This is a genomic window from Agrobacterium sp. CG674 (genome assembly GCF_053521645.1).
This window is the reverse complement of record NZ_JBNWDZ010000011.1, coordinates 62,003-80,373: the sequence shown is the minus strand read 5'-3', so window position 1 is coordinate 80,373 and position 18,371 is coordinate 62,003. Positions and strand designations below refer to the sequence as shown.

Sequence of the window (18,371 nt, the reverse complement as noted above, 5' to 3'; positions counted from 1 at the left end):
CGCGCGAAAGCCCTTGGGCGGAATCGCGTTGAGACCGCACGGCCAAACGAATTGCAGCAGCACCCCCGAGCCGATCCCTTGCATCATCAGTTGCGGGTAATGGCGACGGGGGCGTCCTGATTCGATGTAGCGCTTTTGGACGAGAGCGCCTTGAAGGGATGTGAACCAGCGACACTGCTAATCAATTTCCCGGTTGAGAGATTGTCTTACAAAAGCGATTCTTGGTACGATTTGAATAAGATCGACCAGTCTATTTGTCCCATGGCGTCACCTAGCATCACTGATTGAAGCGCCGTGCGGAGATTAAGCGCTATAAACTCCGCATGATTGCGGAGATTAAACTTGCTATTCTCCGCATCCGGCGCGTACTCTGAACTATGGTGTATATCTGGCAATCTCCTCAATGGCCGAAGTTCCGATGGAAGTTCGAATACTTGGCATCAAGGCTAGCAGCCGTACGCCTCGATCAGGGGCGCCTCATTGGTCGCGTCGAGAGTCTCGGGTTTCGCACACGCGAGGCAACGTTCCTGCAGGCGCTGACGGACGACGTCGTCAAATCGTCGGCGATCGAAGGGGAGCGCCTGGATGAACAGCAGGTCCGATCATCGTTAGCCCGACGGCTTGGTATCGACATCGATGGCTTCGTGACGCCGAACCGGTCTGTTGAGGGTATTGTCCATATCACTCTCGACGCCACGATCAATTGCTCACACCCACTGACGGCAGAGCGGCTATTTCAATGGCATGCAGCGCTTTTTCCGACTGGCCGAAACGAATGGGGCCACAAGCTTCGTGTCGGCAATTGGCGTGATGACTCAGGCGGATGTATGGAGATCGTGTCTGGCGCATTAGGATACGAGAAAGTTCACTATGTTGCGCCGCCGGCAGATTGCTTAGAGCGTGAGATGTCAACCTTCCTCGAATGGATCAACGAAACACATGATCTCGATCCTCTTGTCAAAGCCGCTATCGCCCACCTTTGGTTCGTAGCCATCCATCCTTTCGGGGATGGCAACGGTCGCATTACCCGTGCAATCGCCGACATGACACTTGCACGGAGTGGTGGTGGGGCACAGAGACTTTACTCTATGTCCGCTGCTATCGAGAGGTCGCGCACTGGCTATTACGAAGCCCTGCAATTAATCACCAGCAATGAATCTCTCGACATAACAAGCTGGGTTGAGTGGTTCTTGGATCGTTTGGGCAACGCTGTTGAAGGCGCGCTGGCAACTCTCGACAACGTCATTCTGAAAAATGATTCTTGGCAAAAGCATGCTGCATATGATCTTAACCCGCGACAAGCCAAGGTCCTCAACAGGTTGCTAGAGGGCAACTTCGAAGGCAAGCTCACATCGACGAAGTGGGCGAAGCTGACGAACGCATCTCAAGATACGGCGTCCCGCGACATTGCAGACCTGTTGGAGAAAGGCATCCTGAGAAAGGGAGACGCTGGAGGCCGCAGCACAGCCTATGAGCTGATTGTGGAGTTTCCGGTGAACCAATTGCCCAGAGGAGATTAATCAGGAGTCGTTAGAATTGGCGATGTCGCTTCGTCCGGAAAGCAAAACACACCTCTTTGGCGTAGTCGCATCAACTCAATCAGCGTATTAATGACTCGTTAACCTCATTCCCTTAGCAAGCCGCCCCCGGGCTGGGCTGTAATCTGCAAGGGAAACCTGAATGAGCATAGATCAATCGGCAATTGTCTTTCGGCGCAAAATATCCAGCTTCTGCGAAATGAAATTAGCACCGCTCACAGACGCAAGACAGTTTCGCGCACTTTCAGAATACATGACCCGTCTCATTGACGACCGGATGCCTCCTCCAATGCTGGGCAGACACGTCAACTGGGAAGAAATCTCGCTTGCAAGCGGTCTTGGGCAAATCAACAAAGACACGCGGCTGCGCAAAAAGTCTCTCAAGTACGCGAACTTCTGAGGCGGGCAAAACCAGTCATCGATCAAAGCCCAAACCCATTGAAGAATTCCCAGAGCCGCTCTTCGATACTTATGAGGAACCGGTGTCTTTTCAGACAGCTCTCCAATTTCATATCTTCGGTGAGAGCTATTACCATTTGCATCGCGCCATATTCCGGGACGGCGATGCTCTTGAAGCCACGACATTGCTGAGCTGGCTGAAGGGAACGAATGTGCCACGTAGTGTGGCAAACTTGGAAATCCTCAATCGAATAGAAAGCCGTTACCGATTGCCACTCGGTTATTTCAAGGAGAAGCTTCCGGATCAGTCTCGCGCCGGGGTCGGATATGACGTTGGTGACGATGTCTCGCCCGCAGAGCGTCGACGTCTGTCGTGGGATTTCCCGGATGATTTCAACTCCTTGCCGGAAGAAAAACGTGCGGAAATCCTCGAATGGGTAAGGCGCGTGATCATAACCGGTGCGACGGACTACCGTCGTTATCAGGCGTTGGCGACGAAGCAACGTTATGCGATCCGCTTCCCTGGCGTAACCTATGGCGGCTCTCACCGGCCTATGGCATCGCGCCGCAAAGTGGTCGAGGAATGTAGAGACGAACTGGAAGACCCAGATATGCTTTCCGGGGTAATCGACGCCCCTGCGCACTTGGGGCTTGAAATGGCCAATCTGATGTCGTTCAAGACCGCGACCCTGACGGAGGTTGGATACAAGCGTAATGGGGTGAAGAGACGGCATCTCAGAAGCTCGAACATCTTGGCTTGATGTTCGGCGCTCTCGCCGCCTCACCTGAAGGCGAAGTCGCTGGGCGAGGCGTACCACTCAGCGCGTTGACCTTCGGTCTCCTTGTTTTTCCGGGCGTATGGGATTGGTATTTACAGTGGCGCGAGCGACGACGTGGCTTCTACACGGCCTGGGAAGCGGACATGCTGAGCATCTCACTGTCGCTGACCCGTGAGGAGACAGGTTGGATCAGGCAACATCCCGAAATCATCGATCGCGTAGTACCGGTGGACGGCCTGGTTACGAAAGCCTTCGCCCGGCGTGATTGGCATGCCTGTTGCGATGCGTTTCATTCCCACGCACGGAACCGCATCAGGGAAATCCAGCGAGTGATGCGGGTTCACCGAGACCCGTTCGAGCCGATCATGTGCGTGCTTGAGGCACCGAGCCCTCTGGCCGAATATCGCAAGATTACGGACGAAATCCTTCTCCGAATGCCTGATAAAGACCGCTACCCAAGAGCTGCTGCAGAATCCGTGCGCTCGTTTCTCATGTTGAGGCTAGGACTTCATCTAGGCTTGCGACAAAAGAACCTGCGACAACTGCTGTTTTGCCCGCATGGTTACTTCCCAACGTCTGAAAGGCGTCTGGAAGAAATGCGGCGCGGAGAAATTCGATGGAGTGACAGAGAGAATGGCTGGGAGGTGCTGATCCCATCGGTCGCATTTAAAAATGCCAACTCGTCGTTCTTCGGATCGAAGCCATTCAGGCTGATCCTGCCTGACCTGCTGGACCTCTATTACTACATCAATGCCTACATCGAACGTCATCGAAAGGTTCTGCTCGGTCATGCAACTGATCCGGGTACGTTCTTCGTCAAGACAGTCAAGCTATCGAGCGCTGACGCGGCCTATAATCAGACAACGTTCTATGAAGCTTGGCGCCTCATCATCCAACGCTACGGCATCTATAACCCGTATACGGGTCGCGGAGCGATCAGTGGCTTGCTGCCGCACGGACCTCATAATGTTCGGGACGTGTTGGCAACGCACATTCTGAAACTCACCGGCTCATACGAGCAGGCGAGCTACGCCATTCAGGATACGCCGGAGATGGTTCAGCAGCATTACGGGCGTTTCCTTCCACAGGACAAGGCCGCACTTGCGGCAAAAATACTGAACCAGGTGTGGGAAGCTGCTTGAAGAAAAGTAGGCTGGCGATGCCGCAAACATCGCCAGCCTTTCAGTGATTAGATCCACTGATCCAGCGAACTGCTTTCTCACTGATTGCACTGCGAGCTATGGATTCGAAAGAGGCATGTACAGGGGTAGCTCTTGAAAAGATTCTACCCGATGGAGGCCAAATTGAGTGAATGCGGAAACGCAACACTGTTCCACCGATGTTTTTCATTTGATATTGGCTCACGAAGTTTGATGACTGTTTTTTAGGACTCTTCCCGGCGGTCAATCTTTGTAGCGGTGTTACTGCCCAATTCGTGTGAGCGTTGAGAGCTGTTCCATGCACCAGAACGAGTGCTGGTCCGATACCATCGACGCTGTAGGAAATGTCGGCTCCATTCTCATCGAGATGGCGAGCCTCGTATCGTGCCGGCGTTTGGGAGAGGTGCGGTTGATGAGTTTTGGTCAGCAAGGTGGTTTTCTTTGAGATCGAGGAGCGATGTCTCGCAATAGACAGATCAGTGCGGGGAGCGGCCGCCATCGCTCAATGCATGAGGTTTGCGGGACGCTTCATCCTGGGCGCCACCTGTGCGAGTATCGAAATGCCGATTGCCGCATTCTCGTGTTCGGAACCTAACCAGATCCCGTGTTCGGCAGCAGCGGCAACGAAGGCATTAAGATCCGCCGGGCCGGGTGCATCCGCGGGAACCGGGCGCCCGACACTTGCAAAGAAGGATGCCAATGACGTCGTCGTAACCAGGACACCGGATACCTGGTGAATCGAGGTGTTCCGCAAGGCATGCCTTTGATTGGCCATGACATCGAAAATATCCCCCGCACCGATAGTTCGCCACTCTGCTCCGTTGAAGACCTCCAGAATGCCGGAAGTGATATAGAATGTCTCTCTGTCGGGATGGCTGTGCAATGGCACGACCACGCCTGCAGGGATGATCGATGTGGCCATGCAGTAAGTTCCGGGATCGGATTGAAACTCCGTCTTGAATTCGATGCGGGGACCGAGGATATCGATCGCTCCAGCCGTGTGTTTGAAATCGAGCATAGTAGTCCGTTCTTCGACCGGCAGGCCGAATTGAGGTCGCGCAGACGCGACGCTTTCCGTTTAGATGATGATATCGAGTGTGAAACGATCAGATCTGGCCACTGATACGCGGGCGGTCCTGTGAGATCGCGAGGTCTACAAGCCGTGCAATGAGGGTCAGAGCTTAACCATGTTATACTCGGGCATGCTTCTGCAGCGCGCAGGTTGCCTGGCTCGCACCTTGAGCGATCGAGAAATTCAGCATGATTCGGGTAATTCCGATATCCTTCAGCATTCTGTCGTCGAGGGCGCAGAGCGATCGCAGTGCGAGCCTATTGCTATGCCAACGATGACAACGCCGCCAGATGTGGCGGATGGACCGCCCGATCATGTCGGGGAACGTGTGAGCGACACGAGGCCGCCTCTCAGGCAATGTCTGCGTGAGGTGTAAAAGCATCTTGTGCTCTCCTTTTTGGGCAGGAGACGGGCTTTCCATATTCCAATGTCGGGTCCCGATCATTGAGGAGCCGAGATCGTTAAATCACTGGAAAAGAATGCCGTTCTCTTGGCCCCAAACTATCAGTCCACACGCTTGGCGCTATAACACCGGTGTCACCCTGTAATGCTCGTGCTATTCGATGCGCGATAAACGCTCGGCGGCACACCGAATTTCTCATGGAACAGTTTGGTCATGTGCGCATGGCTTGCGAACCCTGAGGAGTGGGCAATCTCGGTGATCGACATGGATGCCGCGAGCAGTTGTTGTCTGGCATGCTCCAGCCGGACGTCTTGTAGATAGCGATGGGGCGTCTTGCCGGTTGCGCTGCGAAACATCCGAAGAAAATGCGCCCGACTGTATCCGCTTTCTGCGGAAAGCTTTTCGAGGCTGAGATTTTCGGGAAAGTCGCTGGCGATCAGGTCAAGGACGCGGCGAAGCCGAGGCTTTGAGAGATACGGCTCGTTTTGGGTCTGGATGGTGGGAACATCATGGGCCAGCTTGATGAAACGGCTGAATATGGCCATCGACAATGACTCAGCGTAGAGCGCTCCGGAAGCACCCCCATCCACGGCTTCACTGGCCGACAGTGCGACAAGTTGCGACAGTGCCGGATCGTGCCCTCCGAGGTGCTCGTGGAATTCGCTCGGTGGTGGCAAATCGGCCTCTTCCGCCACTTGCGCAACAACACGTGGATCGATCAGGCAGGCAATCATCCTGAAGGGTGTGTGCGCTCTGACCTCCGGCTGAACTCCGGCCGGCCCGACCGAAAGGCTGCCAGGCTTCTTGACATGTTTCGCGAAATTTCCCGAGGGAAGCTTGAATTCCCAGATGGATGGTTCGTTTTCCCACACCAAAACATGATGGTGATCGAGGATAACCTCTTCTCGCTTGCGGAACGTATCGCTCCATCGCCTGTCGATGGTCAGCCCATGCCACTTCGGTCCGGCATCTGGCAAGCCATCGGCACTCGTGCCACTGAGGAGGACATCCAGTTTGTCGGCCGACTTTTCGCTGCCGCTCATCCAAGGGCCCTTTTTGAGGTGGTGTTGCATTGATCGTGTTAAAGAGACGCCACTCAAACGAGAATCCAATCAACTTCCGCTATGGGTTGTTCTCATATTCGAGCTTTTGTGAGAAGCGACCCTACCGGCTGTTACTTTGCCTATGAGCAGGATATTGAGCAACGATGGCGAATTTGTCCGCCCTCCTGCATATCGAACGCGCACATGTGCATGACAAAAAACGTCCGGGATGTTTGCTATGACTACATTTCCGCGGCCAGAATTTCCGCCATCCTCTCGCCGATGATCACGCAAGGGGCCATGGTGTTTCCGGTCGTCACGCGTGGCATTATGGAGGCATCGGCAATGCGCAGTCCATCTAGGCCGTAGACTTTGAGCTTGGCATCCACCACCGACATTGCGTCCGTGCCCATTTTTGCCGTGCAGGACTGATGCCAGACCGTGGATGCAGTAGCGCGCACGAAATCTTCCAAGTCCGTCGCATCCATGGCACCGGGCATCACTTCGCGTTTCACGAATTGGCTGAGTGCGGTCGCATTGCCGATATCACGCGAGATCTGAACGCCGCGCACCAACGCCTTGAGATCGTCCGGATGTGAAAGCGCATTCGCCTCTATGCGAACCGGATCGGTCGGGTTCGGGCCCGTTATCGTGATCTGACCTCGGCTTTTCGGCCGGGTCAGCCCCGGAAGAACAGACCAGCAATTTGCGGTCGGGTTGAATTTAGCGCTTGCTTCCGGCGTAGTGATGGGAATCTCAACGATAAATGCCTGAATGTCAGGCTCTGGCAAATCCGGCTCGCTGCTCCAGAAAAATGTCGCCTCCCCGAGATTATTGCGCGGCATGATTTCCTCTACGGCTTCCCATACCAGCCCTGCGACCATGATATGATCTTGAAAATTCTGCCCAACGCCCGGCAAGTTCTGAACAACCGGGATACCATGCTCAGCCAGGTGTTCTTCTGGCCCAATCCCTGACTGCATCAGGACTTTCGGTGTATTGATCGCGCCAAGAGACAGGATCGTTTCCTTCCTAGCCGAGATTCTCACGACTTGCCCTTCAAAATCGACCTCGACCCCAGTGGCGCGGTTTCCCTCAAACAGGATGCGATTGACCAGGGCATGGCAGAGAACGGTGAGGTTAGGCCTTGCCATAGCGGGATAGACGTAGGAGCGGAAAACCGAAAGGCGCTTCCCGTCCCGGATCCGGACATTGGCCAAAGCCGCCCCTCCGGGACCTTCCATCATCCGTCCATTCTGATCAGCATAGGTCGAAATTCCACAGGACGCGGCGGCATCGAGCATGGCGCCAGCGATAGGATGCGGTTCCGACGCCGGTTGCACGAATACCGGCCCGCCCACACCGCGGCGCGGATCCGGCTCACCAGCCCAGTCCTCGATCCGGCGATAGATATCAAGGACCGACTCGTAGTTCCAGGCGGCGTCATCAGCTTCTTTTGCGAAATAGTCCCAGTCTGTCTTGTGCCCACGTGCCCAGATCATGACATTGATGCTGGAGCCGCCGCCGAGAACCTTGCCCATCGACAGAGGCAGGGAACGACCATTGACGTGGGAATTGGGTTCGGCGACGAACTGCCAATCACGCTCGCTGCCGAGGTTGGCAAACCAGATGCCCGGCTCGGTAACGGCAGCATGCGCATCGGAGCCCCCTGCCTCCAGGAGCAAGACCGACACATCAGGATTGTCGGCAAGGCGCCGAGCGACAACGGAGCCGGAGGAGCCAGATCCGCAAACGATATAATCGTAATGCGAAGCCAGTTCACGCTTCAGTCTCTCCTGATTTTCGCTGACCTGGCGAGCGAAATCATCAGCAGCGTGTAGCTCGCTGCTGGCTGCAATATCAGTGTTAGGCATGTGAACCTCAAAGTCTGTTGGAATTTTCGGTTGAGAGCGAGCAGCCACAACCACCCGTGCGAGCCACGAAGGGGCCTGTCCCAGCTGCCTGATTGCTGATCGCAGTATCGTCGTCAGCTTTTTCCTGTTGCTGGCATCATGATCGCTTTTGTCTCGAGAAATGCCTCAAGTCCTTCGGGACCACCCTCACGCCCTGTACCAGACATTTTGTAGCCACCGAATGGGAGCGCAGGGGACTGATCGAGCCCGTTTATACCGACCTGTCCTGTCCGAATTTGGCAGGCCACATCGTAAGCCAATTCGACGTTCCGGCTGAACACCATGCCGCTCAGCCCAAGATCCGTGTCGTTTGCCAGGGAAATGGCCTGTTCGATCGTCTCGTAGCCCTGTATTGTCACGACCGGCCCAAATATCTCTTCGCGCGCAATCGCCATGTCGGGCGTGACATCATCGAAGACCGTCGGATTGACGAAAAAGCCGCGTCTGGGCACATCTCCGCGTATCTCGCCGACGGCCATGCGCGCACCTTGATCAATGCCTGACTGGATAAAGCCCTCGATCCGATCCTGCTGCCTTTTGTTGAGGACTGGACCGATCTGCGTGGTCCTGCACCAAGGATCGCCAACGGCAAGACTGCGGGCGGTATCCGAAAATTTGGCGACGACTTCATCCTTGCGGGAAAACGGCACGATGATGCGCGACTGGGCAAAACAGAATTGTCCGGAAAATGGCATCGTTAGTGGGCTCAGGATGGGAAGAACCGCGTCAAGATCCGCGTCTTCCAGCAGGACAGCGGCAGACTTCCCGCCGAGTTCCATTGTGAACCGGTTCATCTTGGCGGCCGCTGTGGCAGCTATTTGGCATCCGGCAGCGAAGCTTCCGGTAAAGCTTATCTTATCGATCTCTTTAGACTTAACCAGACGGATGCTTCCGTCGCGATCGGCCGTGACCACGTTAATCACGCCGGGCGGGAAACCCGCGATTTCAGCGCATTCAGCAAAGACCAAGGCGTCAAGTGGGCTTTCCGGTGAAGATTTGACAATGCACGTGCATCCAGCGGCCAAAGCCGCACCGAGCTTTTGCGCGAGGATTGGAAAGGTAGCATTCCATGGGACGATCAGGACGGCAACGCCCACTGCTTCGCGTCTGATCCTGGCAGTTCCGCGCTCAGTTGGACGGCTTTCCTCAAACGCATATTCGCGCGCAAGATTAGCATAGTAGCCAATTCGCCTAACCCCAACGTTGGCGAGAGCAGTTGTCAGAGAAATCGGCGCGCCGACCTGGAAGGTCCAAAGGTCTGCCATAAGCTGGACGCGATCAGAAAGAGCATCTGTCAGCCGTTGAATGTAGTCTGCTCGCACCTTTGCTGGCACTCGGGGCCAGGGGCCGTGATCGAACGCGTGCCTTGCAGCGGCGACCGCATTATCAATGGTTTTATCGTCGGCCAGCGGGAGCTCAAGATGGACCGCCTCCGTCGCAGGATTGACGAGGGAAACTCGCCGGTTCGACCCGCTCGAGACCCACTCTCCATCGATGAAAAATTTATTGCGTATATTGGATGAAAGATTGTGTTCAGGGCTGAACATGTGGGCTCCTCGCGCGGGTTCGTGCCGCTCAGTTGCTTGACAGAAGCTTAGCTTCCACTGCAGCCGCGAAAAGCTTTCACGACGTAACCCTTGTCGCACGCTAATTTCCCTAACGCTTTCACACTGAAACCCCGTTTGCAGGAAAGTGCTGAATTGGTAATGCCTTTGAGCGACAGCTTGTCTCAATTGTTTTCAGTTCACTGTGATTTGGAGTGAGGTTTCCGTGGCGGATCTCGCCGCAAGTGATCGCCGGATAGGTCAATGCTGTGCGTTGCCGCCGAGGCGGTCGAGGATGGCCTGAGCGTAGGTAGAATGGCCTGCAAAATCATGCCAGGCTGAGATCAGACGTTGGATGGTGATAATCGTGGAGCGGTATCCGTCACGATCTTCTAGGATTTCCAGAATATCGTAACGGGCTTGCCAATTGTGCGGTTTCAGCGCCTGATCGTCGAGGATTAGGAGCTGGACATGGTCGAGAGTGCGTTACAATTTGGCGTAGTGACTACCACCATGAGCCAGAGCGAGATTTGCAGGCAGCTCATGACCGCGCTGTCTTTGAACTTCAACGCTCTGTGCTGCTAAGCGCTTCGTGCAAGCCGACCTTATCAAGTCGAACACAATAGGCAGGAGTGTCCGGCTGGAAGCGGTAACCCTCCTTCAAAGGTCCAGCATCCACGACGTCGAAGCCGATTTCCTCGAAGAGCTCACTCACGATCCGCTTCGCTGTCTGGTCATCACCGGCGATCGGCAGCGCGCGGCGGTCTGCCGTTCCTGCAGGTCGACCATCCTTCTCAATATCCGCAGCAACAATTGCGTTGAAAGCCTTGACTATCCGGGATTTGGGCAAGTGTTGCGCAAGGAGTTCGCTACTTGTCAGTCGGTCATGATCCAGTTCCACGATGTGCCCGTCCCGAACCGGGTAGTAGTTGTTGGCATCTAAGACGATCTTGCCGACTAACTCTTTGACGGGGATAGACTGATAGGCTTTCAGAGGGATAGCGATCAACACAAGGTCGCCAAAGTCCGAAGCCTCAGCTGGGGTTCCAGCCTTGCAGCCGGTCGTGCCTGTCAGGCTGAACAAGGTGTCCGGGCCGCGACTGTTTGACACCATGACCTCATGCCCTGATTTCATGGCGACTGCGGTGACAGCACGAGCGATAAAGCCTGCTCCAATGATTCCAATTTTCATAGTATTTCCTAACGGATGGTCAGATTTTGTTGGCGTAGCAGCTGGCTTATCAGCGTCCGCCGAATGGCAGAGACCAAGGGCCCTTCTTTCCGAGAAAGCTTGAGCTCCGTAGGTCAAGCGCACTCAACTGTCATATTTATTTCGGAGATGCGGCTGCTGCTCGAATCACATCGGCAACTGCCTGTGGCTGCGACAAGAACACAGAATGGCTCGCATCAATCTCGGTGACTTTTGATCCTGCCCGCTGATACATAGTACGTTGCAGCTCCGGATTGATCATCCGATCTCCTGTCGCGACGATGGCAAAGCTGGGCTTGCCCCGCCAGGCGGGAGCACCGATCGGCGTCCCCCAGATTTTGCCGTTGATCGGCATCTGCGAAATTGCCATGAACTCTGCCATCGGCAAAGGCAGGTCAGCGGCAAAGTCAGCCGGGAACTGCGCAGCGTCGACCAGGAGATAACCATCGTTGGTAGGAGAAATACTGTGCGCTGCGGGCGGATTGGCAGCAGATACCGCGCCAAGAACCTCGCCGGCGTCAGGCGCAAAGGCAGCAACGAACACAAGGCTCGCCACGTTCGGATGATGACCTGCCTCAGTGATGACAGCACCACCGTAGCTATGGCCAACGAGAACCGTAGGGCCCGACTGCATATCGAGGGTTCGTTTGGTGGCCGCTACGTCGTCGACAACGGACGTCATGGGTTGCTGAACGATGCTGACTGTATATCCGTCGGCACGAAGCAGGTCAGCAACCGGCTTCCACCCGGAGCCATCAGCGAAGGCGCCGTGCACCAACACGATGTTACGGGCAGGATTACCCACGACGGGATTAGCCGTGGCAGGTCCAGTCATGGCAGTGGCGCAGATGGCAGTCAGAATGAGTTTGGACAGGGTCATGGCGCACTCCGGCATCCCGCAGGACGCTGCGTTGGATGCATCAGGTTGAAGGGTGACTTTTTATTGCTTGCTAGGTCTCTCATGGATTTAAGTGCAGCGGAAACGATGACTCTTCATGGTACTGATGCATGAAATTCAGTTTGGGGGGCCGCGATGGCGATCGGACGGATCGATCTCAACCTAATCAAGGTATTCGACGCGGTGTTCGAGGATCGCAACCTGCTGCGTGCAGGACGGCGACTGAACTTGAGTTCTTCCGCAGTTAGCCATGCGCTGACCCGACTGCGGAATGTTGTTGGCGACGAATTGTTCGTGCGTACCGCTGACGGAATGGTTCCAACTGCGCGGGCTAATGCCATGGCAGCAGATCTCCGTAGCGCGCTGCACAAGATTTCGGCGACCCTTGGCGTGGATGAGTTCGACCCTTCTACTTCGATCCGGAAATTCGTCGTTGCCGCAAATGACCACCTGACGGCGGTCATCGTTGCGCAACTAAGCAAGCTTTTGGCGGACGAGGCGCCGGGAATTCATTTGGTGATACGTCCTTCAACCCGGCTGGATTTGGCAGAGCAAATAGATGTTGGCCGGATCGACCTGGCGCTGGGCATTTTTCAGCAGGTGCCTGCGCATTTTAGGTTCTTTACTCTCATGACCGAAGGCGACCTGATCGTCATGCATAAGAACCATCCAGCCGCGCGGCGAAAGCTGACGTTAGAGGACATGGCAACATACCCCTTGCTAACCGTCTCTGTCGGAGGGCAGGAAGAGGGTGCTGTCGACGGCTTCATTCTTGAGCGCGGCCTCGCACGACAATCAGAGATGTTCGACCGGAACGCGCTTCAGGAGGCCCTTCGCGCCATCGGAGCTACCCCGCGGTATCGAACAACCGTCCCACACTCGTTGGCAATACCGACCTTGATGAGAGACACAACCTTATTCAGTATTCTCCCCTGCTCGCTTGCGCGACTTATTGTGGCTGACGGAGATTTTGTGATGGCTCTTCCGCCCTATCAGGTGGCAAGCTCAACGTTCCGAGGGGTTTGGCATAGTCGCAACGATCATGACCCGGCTCACATGTGGCTCTGTAACATCGTCCTGCGCTCCGTAGAGAGCATGACGAAAGAGCAAACGTGGTCTTAAGGCAATAGACAGGTCCCACCGGTTTCAACGGCCCAACACATGAGCAGAGCACGCACATCCTCGAACCCAGTCGAAGGTGGCGTTTGCACAAAAGGCGGTAGTTGCGAAGCGGTTTGGGTATCCAGTGCCCTACATCGATAGTGGTGTCACAACGATCGACAAACCGCCGCTGATCAGATGGAATGCGAATCCAGTAAGCGATCTCGAAGCAATTGCCCGTGGAATGCGCTGCACGGCAGCGCTCGTAAATTTACGAACTCCAAGCTGATCCGGGAAATGTATCAAGAGGGATCTTCAAATACCGTCGTCCATTCTCCTCGACTTCCGGAAGCGCGCCGGCGCGTATGTTTACCTGCAGTGCTTGCAGGATCAGCTTTGGCATCGGCAATGTTTTGTCGCGGGCTTCGCGGAGGCGGATGAACTCCTCTCGTGACTGATCAACGATGTGGACATTCGTTGTCTTTTGCTCTGCGACCGACGTCTCCCAGGCGGCTTCGCGGCCTCCAGGGCGGTAATCGTGGCCGACGAACAAGCGTGTCTCATCTGGCAGGCTCAGGATGTTATTGATCGATTGCCATAGCGCGGCGGCACTGCCGCCGGGGAAGTCGGCGCGAGCCGAACCGCTGTCTGGCATAAACATTGTATCGTGAATGAAGGCGGCATCGCCAATAACGTATGTAACTGATGCCAGAGTGTGCCCAGGCGAGTGCATGACCCGCGCCGTCAGATCGCCAATTTTGAAGCTGTCGCCACCGCGAAACAAGCGATCCCACTGGGACCCGTCGCATACAAGATCCGTGCTGTTATAGATTTTCTGCCAGATTTCCTGAACCAGACGGACATGCTCGCCAATTGCAATCGGCACGCCAGTTCGTGACCGGAGGTAACTAGCGGCCGAAAAATGATCGGCGTGTGGATGGGTATCAAGAATCCAAGTCAGCTCCAAATTTTGCCTCTCGACATAGTCGAGGAGAAAATTCGCATTGGTCGTCCCTGTCGAGCCTGACTTTTCGTCAAAATCTAGAACTGGATCGATGATAGCGCATTTGCGCGTGCTAGGGCATGCCACAACATACTGGATGCTGCCTGTACGGGAATCATAAAATCCGGCAATTTCTGGCTGTAGCATAGGTCTCTACCTTTGCGACCTGGCAAGCACAGAGAGAAATTTCCCCGCTTGGATCGACCTCATAGTTTGCTTTGAAAGACATGTCGTGCTCGGTAAGCTGCGCCACCTTTTTGAGAAGTAAGCCGCAAATTCTCCTTCAACAGCGGAACGTTGATATCAGCCGAATGAAGCGTGGTTTCGAGTTTTCGTCATCAGCCAGATCCACTGTCTGATAGGCAAGAGATCAGCGAAGATGAGGAGAATCTAGTTCGGTGTTGAAGGCCGGCCTGCAATCGGCGCGGCCCCCAAAAAATATTATGCCACAAAATTCAACCTGCTGGCTGCTTTGTCGTCCTGAGATAGGGCAGAACGGTTTCGAATGAACCGAAGCGTTGCGCCGCTTCTCGGTCCGAAACTGCAGCAGTTATAATGACATCTTCGCCAGGTCGCCAATTCGCAGGGGTTGCCACTTGGTACTTCGCTGTAAGCTGAACGGAGTCGATTGACCTGAGAATTTCGTCAAAGTTTCTGCCCGTGGTCATTGGGTAAGCAAGGATCAGCTTGATCTTCTTGTCAGGGCCGATGAGAAATACTGAGCGTACTGTGGCGTTGTCGGCGGGCGTGCGCCCCTCTGAACTGATGCCAGTATCAGAAGGCAGCATATCGTAAAGCTTCGCAACGTTGAGGTCCTTGTCCCCAATCAAGGGATAGCCCACGTCGAAGCCGGTCGCGGTCTTAATGTCTTCCTTCCACTTTGCGTGACTTTCAACAGGATCAACCGAAATACCAATAATCTTCACGCCACGTCTGTGAAAATCACCTTCAAGCCCTGCCATGGCTCCCAGTTCTGTCGTGCAGACCGGGGTAAAGTTTTTAGGATGGGAAAAAAGAACAACCCAGTGCTCGCCGATCCATTGGTAAAAGGATATCGGACCTTGCGAGGTCTCGGCGAGAAAATCGGGCGCTATGTCGTTTATGCGCAGGCTCATATTACTTCTCCGGTAGGGCCGTGGGCGAACCGCTATTTCGGATTTGCGGATGCTAAAGACCTGTCTATTGATGCCAATCTATTTTAGGCAAACTATCAGGCTGCGCGGCTCGCGATATAACGTGGGTTCCATCTTGTCGTGATCGTGCTATCTCACAACAGCCGCCCGCTGCGGGCGATTAGCAATATCGACTGAAGCACACAAAACTTCGCTCGACGCTTGTCCAGTATTCCAGGCGTTTACCGGAGGACAGGCTTCTGTACGCCACAAATGGCGATGCGAGGTCTACGCCGGAGTTACAGGCTGGCGAAGTAATCCGGCATCTCGTATCAATACCACCGCCTTGATAGGAATCGAACCTCGGGCTTGCTACCGATTACGAGACGAACAACGGTTTTGAAAAATCTCATATGTTTCGACCACGACTACGCAATGGGCCATTTCAAGACTAAGCGGCGGTCATCCAAGGTGGCTTGGCGATCAGCGAGAGGAGGTCAGCTGAGCTTTGCGGGCGACCGTATAGGTATCCCTGCGCGACCTCACATCCCATCGTTTTCAAAAGGTCAGCTTCGCGCTCCGTTTCTACGCCCTCTGCAACGACAGCAAGTCCCAGTCCGCCTGCAAGCGCTTTGACCGCCTGAACGATTGCAAGGCTTTGATCATCGTGGGACATCTTTCGTACGAATGACTGATCAATCTTCAGTTTATCCAGTGGAAAGCCAGCGAGATAGCTAAGCGAGGAGTAGCCGGTACCAAAATCATCAAGGGCAATCGTGATACCTATGCTCCTCAATTCTCCGATCATCTGGAGGATCGGCGCGCTATGCTCCACGAGCGCGGACTCGGTAATCTCCAGATGCAGGCGCGAAGCTGACAGTCCTGAGGCTTCCAGTGCATCTTTCACCTCGGCAACGAGATTGCCCCGGGTCAGCTGAATTGCCGCGACATTGACGGCCACGCTCATATTTCCGGGCCAACTGACGGCTTGCCGACATGCTTCTAGAAGCGCCCATTTGCCCAGCTCACAGATGAACCCGTTTGTTTCTGCTATGGGAATGAAAGTGGCCGGTGATACCATTCCATAATCTGAATGCTCCCAGCGAAGAAGGGCCTCCGCTCCGACGACGGCACCTGATGCAAAATCTATCTGAGGCTGATAGAGAAGAAAGAAGTCGCCTTTTTCGAGGCTTTCACGCATTGCATGCTCAAGCTTTCTCGCGCTAAATTGGCGCAATGCCGACGCGGGGTCATAAGCCCTCCAGCCACTTCCAGGTATAGTCTTGGCTTCCTCGAGAGCCTGCTCGGCTTTCTCGATCAACCCCTTATGATCATCACTGACCGTGTCCGCGCTGGAACAGCCGACCGTGACGCTGACCTTGATTAAAGTGCTCGCTATCTCAAGAGGAGATTCGAAGATGTCCAGAATTGTCTGGGCACAACGCTCAATATTCATTATCGGCGACGCCGCGATGGCGACAGCGAAAACGTCGCCCTCCAGGCGACCGACAGAAAGAAAATCCTCGTTCGTCAGCAGACGAGCTGAAACGCCTCTCAAAAGCTCGTCGCCGAACTCTCTCCCCATTGTCGTATTGACCACGCTGAAACGGTTAATTCCAACCGCGAAGACAAGAGGAGAAGCTTCTACCTTCTCGATGTAATCGTTGAATGCTCGACGGTTCAGGACCCCTGTGAGGTCGTCGTGCTCGGATAGATACTGCAATCGATCCTCATAGGTCCGCCTTGCTGTCACGTCGCGAATGACAAGGCTCCCGATAAATACCTCGGAAGGGTCTTTCCCTGCTTCAAACCGCGTTGCCCCCGGAGATATTGTAGCCACAACTTCGAAATGTGCGCTCATGTCACCGAGCGCTAAAGAGAAACTCCCCGATGAACGTTGGACAAGCTGACCGTCAAAACGATGCGCGACAACGAGATTGTCGACGAGATCGAAAATTTTCGGGGGGAGAACTTCGTAAAGTTTCTTGCCTTTGATGTCACCTTCGGTGTTCAGCATCGCTTGGACAGAACGGCTTTCTTCGAATACCTTCAGGTTGTGATCGAAGGCCAGAATTCCGTCGGTGCTGTCGACGACGATCTTGCCAAGAAGGCGGCGCATGTTCCTTTTCTCGGCATTGGCAATCTCTGCAGTCAAGCGACTGAGGTCGACCTTTTCGGCCATGAGGAGTGCGAGGCTAATAATAGTAATTGTCCAGCCGTTCGCGGTGTAAAGAATTACGCTGGTCTGTCTCTGTAAGAAGAACGATACAACTTCGCCTACTAGCAAAGGGAGGAGTAGTAGCGGAATGCTGATCAGTGTGCGGCGTCGTTTCAGCCCAAACACAGTCATCACGACGAGGGCAGCATATGCGAGGAACACGCCACGCTGATCGAATTCGGTGAGGACGCGATCCTGTAGCAGCGTTTCGGCGGCAAGAATATGGATCATTGGCCCCGGCAACTGCCCATAGACGGGTACGGCGAAAATGTCTTTTAGTTCTGTCGCATAGGAACCGATAACGATTGAGCGGCCAGTGAGCCGGTTCATGTCGAAGATCGGATGGAGCAAATCTCCAAGGGAAATGGTCGGGACGGTAGAAGGCAGAATAGAGAAGTCGATGCGCGGTTTGCCCGCCGTCATAGTAGACTTGCTTAATAGGGCTGGTACGGCCTGAACCAGCTCCTTGTTATACATATCGGCTAAAGTAAAACGTGTTAGTAGGCCATCGCTATCGGGAAACACGTTGGCTGAACCAAGCCACGAATTTTCTGCCAAAGAAGGAATTGGCTTTGTGGCGTCTATGCCGTTGTCATTCGCCGCTGCTTGCTGTTTGAAGATCGGCAGGATAACGCTACCGCCGGCGTTCTGAAGGGCCAAGCGCAGACGCTCATCCTCCTGTCGCGTGGATGGCGTGCTAAAATCGATATCAATAAAAATGTCGTTGACTTCTGCCTGCGTCAGCTTTTCGAGGATTGTCGCATAAATGCTGCGAGGCCAGGGCCACGTACCGACGCTATCGAGAGTTTTCTTGTCAATTGCCAGATAGACGATGCTTTGGGAGGCGGTTCGAGGGGCGGCCGAAAACCGATAAGAGATTAGCTTCTCATCGAAATATCGAGTGAAGGAAAGACTTTGTCCGAGTAGGGCGGTTGCGATCATTGCGACTATGAACAACACATGGATCAGCCGTGACAA

17 protein-coding genes are annotated in these 18,371 nt (G+C 54.6%); 6 read left to right on the top strand and 11 right to left on the bottom strand.

All coding sequences use genetic code 11. From position 1 onward, the window contains the following. The first annotated feature begins 377 nt into the window (after positions 1-377). From ACQZ51_RS21850 to ACQZ51_RS21830, 5 genes are all read left to right on the top strand, one after another. A complete protein-coding gene (locus ACQZ51_RS21850; RefSeq protein ID WP_448780519.1) occupies positions 378-1,520 on the top strand; it encodes a Fic family protein in 1,143 nt (380 codons plus the stop codon). Positions 1,521-1,680: 160 nt separating this feature from the next. Then, a complete protein-coding gene (locus ACQZ51_RS21845; RefSeq protein WP_448780517.1) occupies positions 1,681-1,938 on the top strand; it encodes a hypothetical protein in 258 nt (85 codons plus the stop codon). Between the two features lie 82 nt (positions 1,939-2,020). Then, the gene (locus ACQZ51_RS21840; protein WP_448780515.1) at positions 2,021-2,698 is read left to right on the top strand and encodes a hypothetical protein; all 678 of its coding nucleotides are present in this window, start codon (positions 2,021-2,023) and stop codon (positions 2,696-2,698) included. Next, positions 2,698-3,858, top strand: coding sequence for a hypothetical protein (locus tag ACQZ51_RS21835; protein WP_448780514.1), 1,161 nt, complete (start codon positions 2,698-2,700; stop codon positions 3,856-3,858). Before ACQZ51_RS21840 ends, ACQZ51_RS21835 begins: the two co-directional genes overlap by 1 nt. 316 nt (positions 3,859-4,174) lie before the next feature. Continuing rightward, positions 4,175-4,321 carry a hypothetical protein gene (locus tag ACQZ51_RS21830; protein ID WP_448780512.1) on the top strand — a complete coding sequence of 49 codons (147 nt, stop codon included), beginning with the start codon at positions 4,175-4,177 and terminating at the stop codon, positions 4,319-4,321. 57 nt (positions 4,322-4,378) lie between these two features. Here ACQZ51_RS21830 and ACQZ51_RS21825 read toward each other — a convergent pair whose 3' ends face one another. From ACQZ51_RS21825 to ACQZ51_RS21790, 8 genes are all read right to left on the bottom strand, one after another. Then, on the bottom strand, positions 4,379-4,894 hold the full coding sequence (locus ACQZ51_RS21825; RefSeq protein ID WP_448780510.1) for a cupin domain-containing protein: 516 nt from the start codon (positions 4,892-4,894) through the stop codon (positions 4,379-4,381). 172 nt (positions 4,895-5,066) lie between these two features. Continuing rightward, entirely contained in the window at positions 5,067-5,264 is a 198-nt protein-coding gene (locus tag ACQZ51_RS21820) for a DUF1127 domain-containing protein (protein ID WP_431768256.1), read from the bottom strand. Between the two features lie 221 nt (positions 5,265-5,485). Continuing rightward, positions 5,486-6,394 carry a helix-turn-helix domain-containing protein gene (locus ACQZ51_RS21815; RefSeq protein WP_448780508.1) on the bottom strand — a complete coding sequence of 303 codons (909 nt, stop codon included), beginning with the start codon at positions 6,392-6,394 and terminating at the stop codon, positions 5,486-5,488. Between the two features lie 242 nt (positions 6,395-6,636). After that, positions 6,637-8,268: a GMC family oxidoreductase gene (locus tag ACQZ51_RS21810; protein WP_448780507.1), complete on the bottom strand. Its 1,632-nt coding sequence runs from the start codon at positions 8,266-8,268 to the stop codon at positions 6,637-6,639. Between the two features lie 113 nt (positions 8,269-8,381). Beyond that, positions 8,382-10,040: an aldehyde dehydrogenase gene (locus ACQZ51_RS21805; protein WP_448780505.1), complete on the bottom strand. Its 1,659-nt coding sequence runs from the start codon at positions 10,038-10,040 to the stop codon at positions 8,382-8,384. A 72-nt stretch (positions 10,041-10,112) separates the two neighbouring features. Continuing rightward, positions 10,113-10,292 carry an ATP-binding protein gene (locus tag ACQZ51_RS21800; RefSeq protein WP_448780525.1) on the bottom strand — a complete coding sequence of 60 codons (180 nt, stop codon included), beginning with the start codon at positions 10,290-10,292 and terminating at the stop codon, positions 10,113-10,115. Positions 10,293-10,416: 124 nt separating this feature from the next. Beyond that, on the bottom strand, positions 10,417-11,043 hold the full coding sequence (locus tag ACQZ51_RS21795) for an NADPH-dependent F420 reductase (protein ID WP_448780503.1): 627 nt from the start codon (positions 11,041-11,043) through the stop codon (positions 10,417-10,419). 136 nt (positions 11,044-11,179) lie between these two features. Next, positions 11,180-11,941, bottom strand: a complete 762-nt coding sequence (locus ACQZ51_RS21790; RefSeq protein ID WP_448780501.1) for an alpha/beta fold hydrolase — start codon at positions 11,939-11,941, stop codon at positions 11,180-11,182. Positions 11,942-12,094: 153 nt separating this feature from the next. Between ACQZ51_RS21790 and ACQZ51_RS21785 the strand changes: the two genes are divergently transcribed. After that, positions 12,095-13,081 carry a LysR substrate-binding domain-containing protein gene (locus ACQZ51_RS21785; RefSeq protein ID WP_448780499.1) on the top strand — a complete coding sequence of 329 codons (987 nt, stop codon included), beginning with the start codon at positions 12,095-12,097 and terminating at the stop codon, positions 13,079-13,081. A 250-nt stretch (positions 13,082-13,331) separates the two neighbouring features. Here ACQZ51_RS21785 and ACQZ51_RS21780 read toward each other — a convergent pair whose 3' ends face one another. The 3 genes from ACQZ51_RS21780 to ACQZ51_RS21770 form a co-directional block, all read right to left on the bottom strand. Then, positions 13,332-14,210, bottom strand: a complete 879-nt coding sequence (locus tag ACQZ51_RS21780; protein WP_448780498.1) for an MBL fold metallo-hydrolase — start codon at positions 14,208-14,210, stop codon at positions 13,332-13,334. Between the two features lie 308 nt (positions 14,211-14,518). Further along, a complete protein-coding gene (locus ACQZ51_RS21775) occupies positions 14,519-15,178 on the bottom strand; it encodes a peroxiredoxin (protein ID WP_448780496.1) in 660 nt (219 codons plus the stop codon). A 448-nt stretch (positions 15,179-15,626) separates the two neighbouring features. After that, positions 15,627-18,371: an EAL domain-containing protein gene (locus ACQZ51_RS21770; protein ID WP_448780494.1), complete on the bottom strand. Its 2,745-nt coding sequence runs from the start codon at positions 18,369-18,371 to the stop codon at positions 15,627-15,629.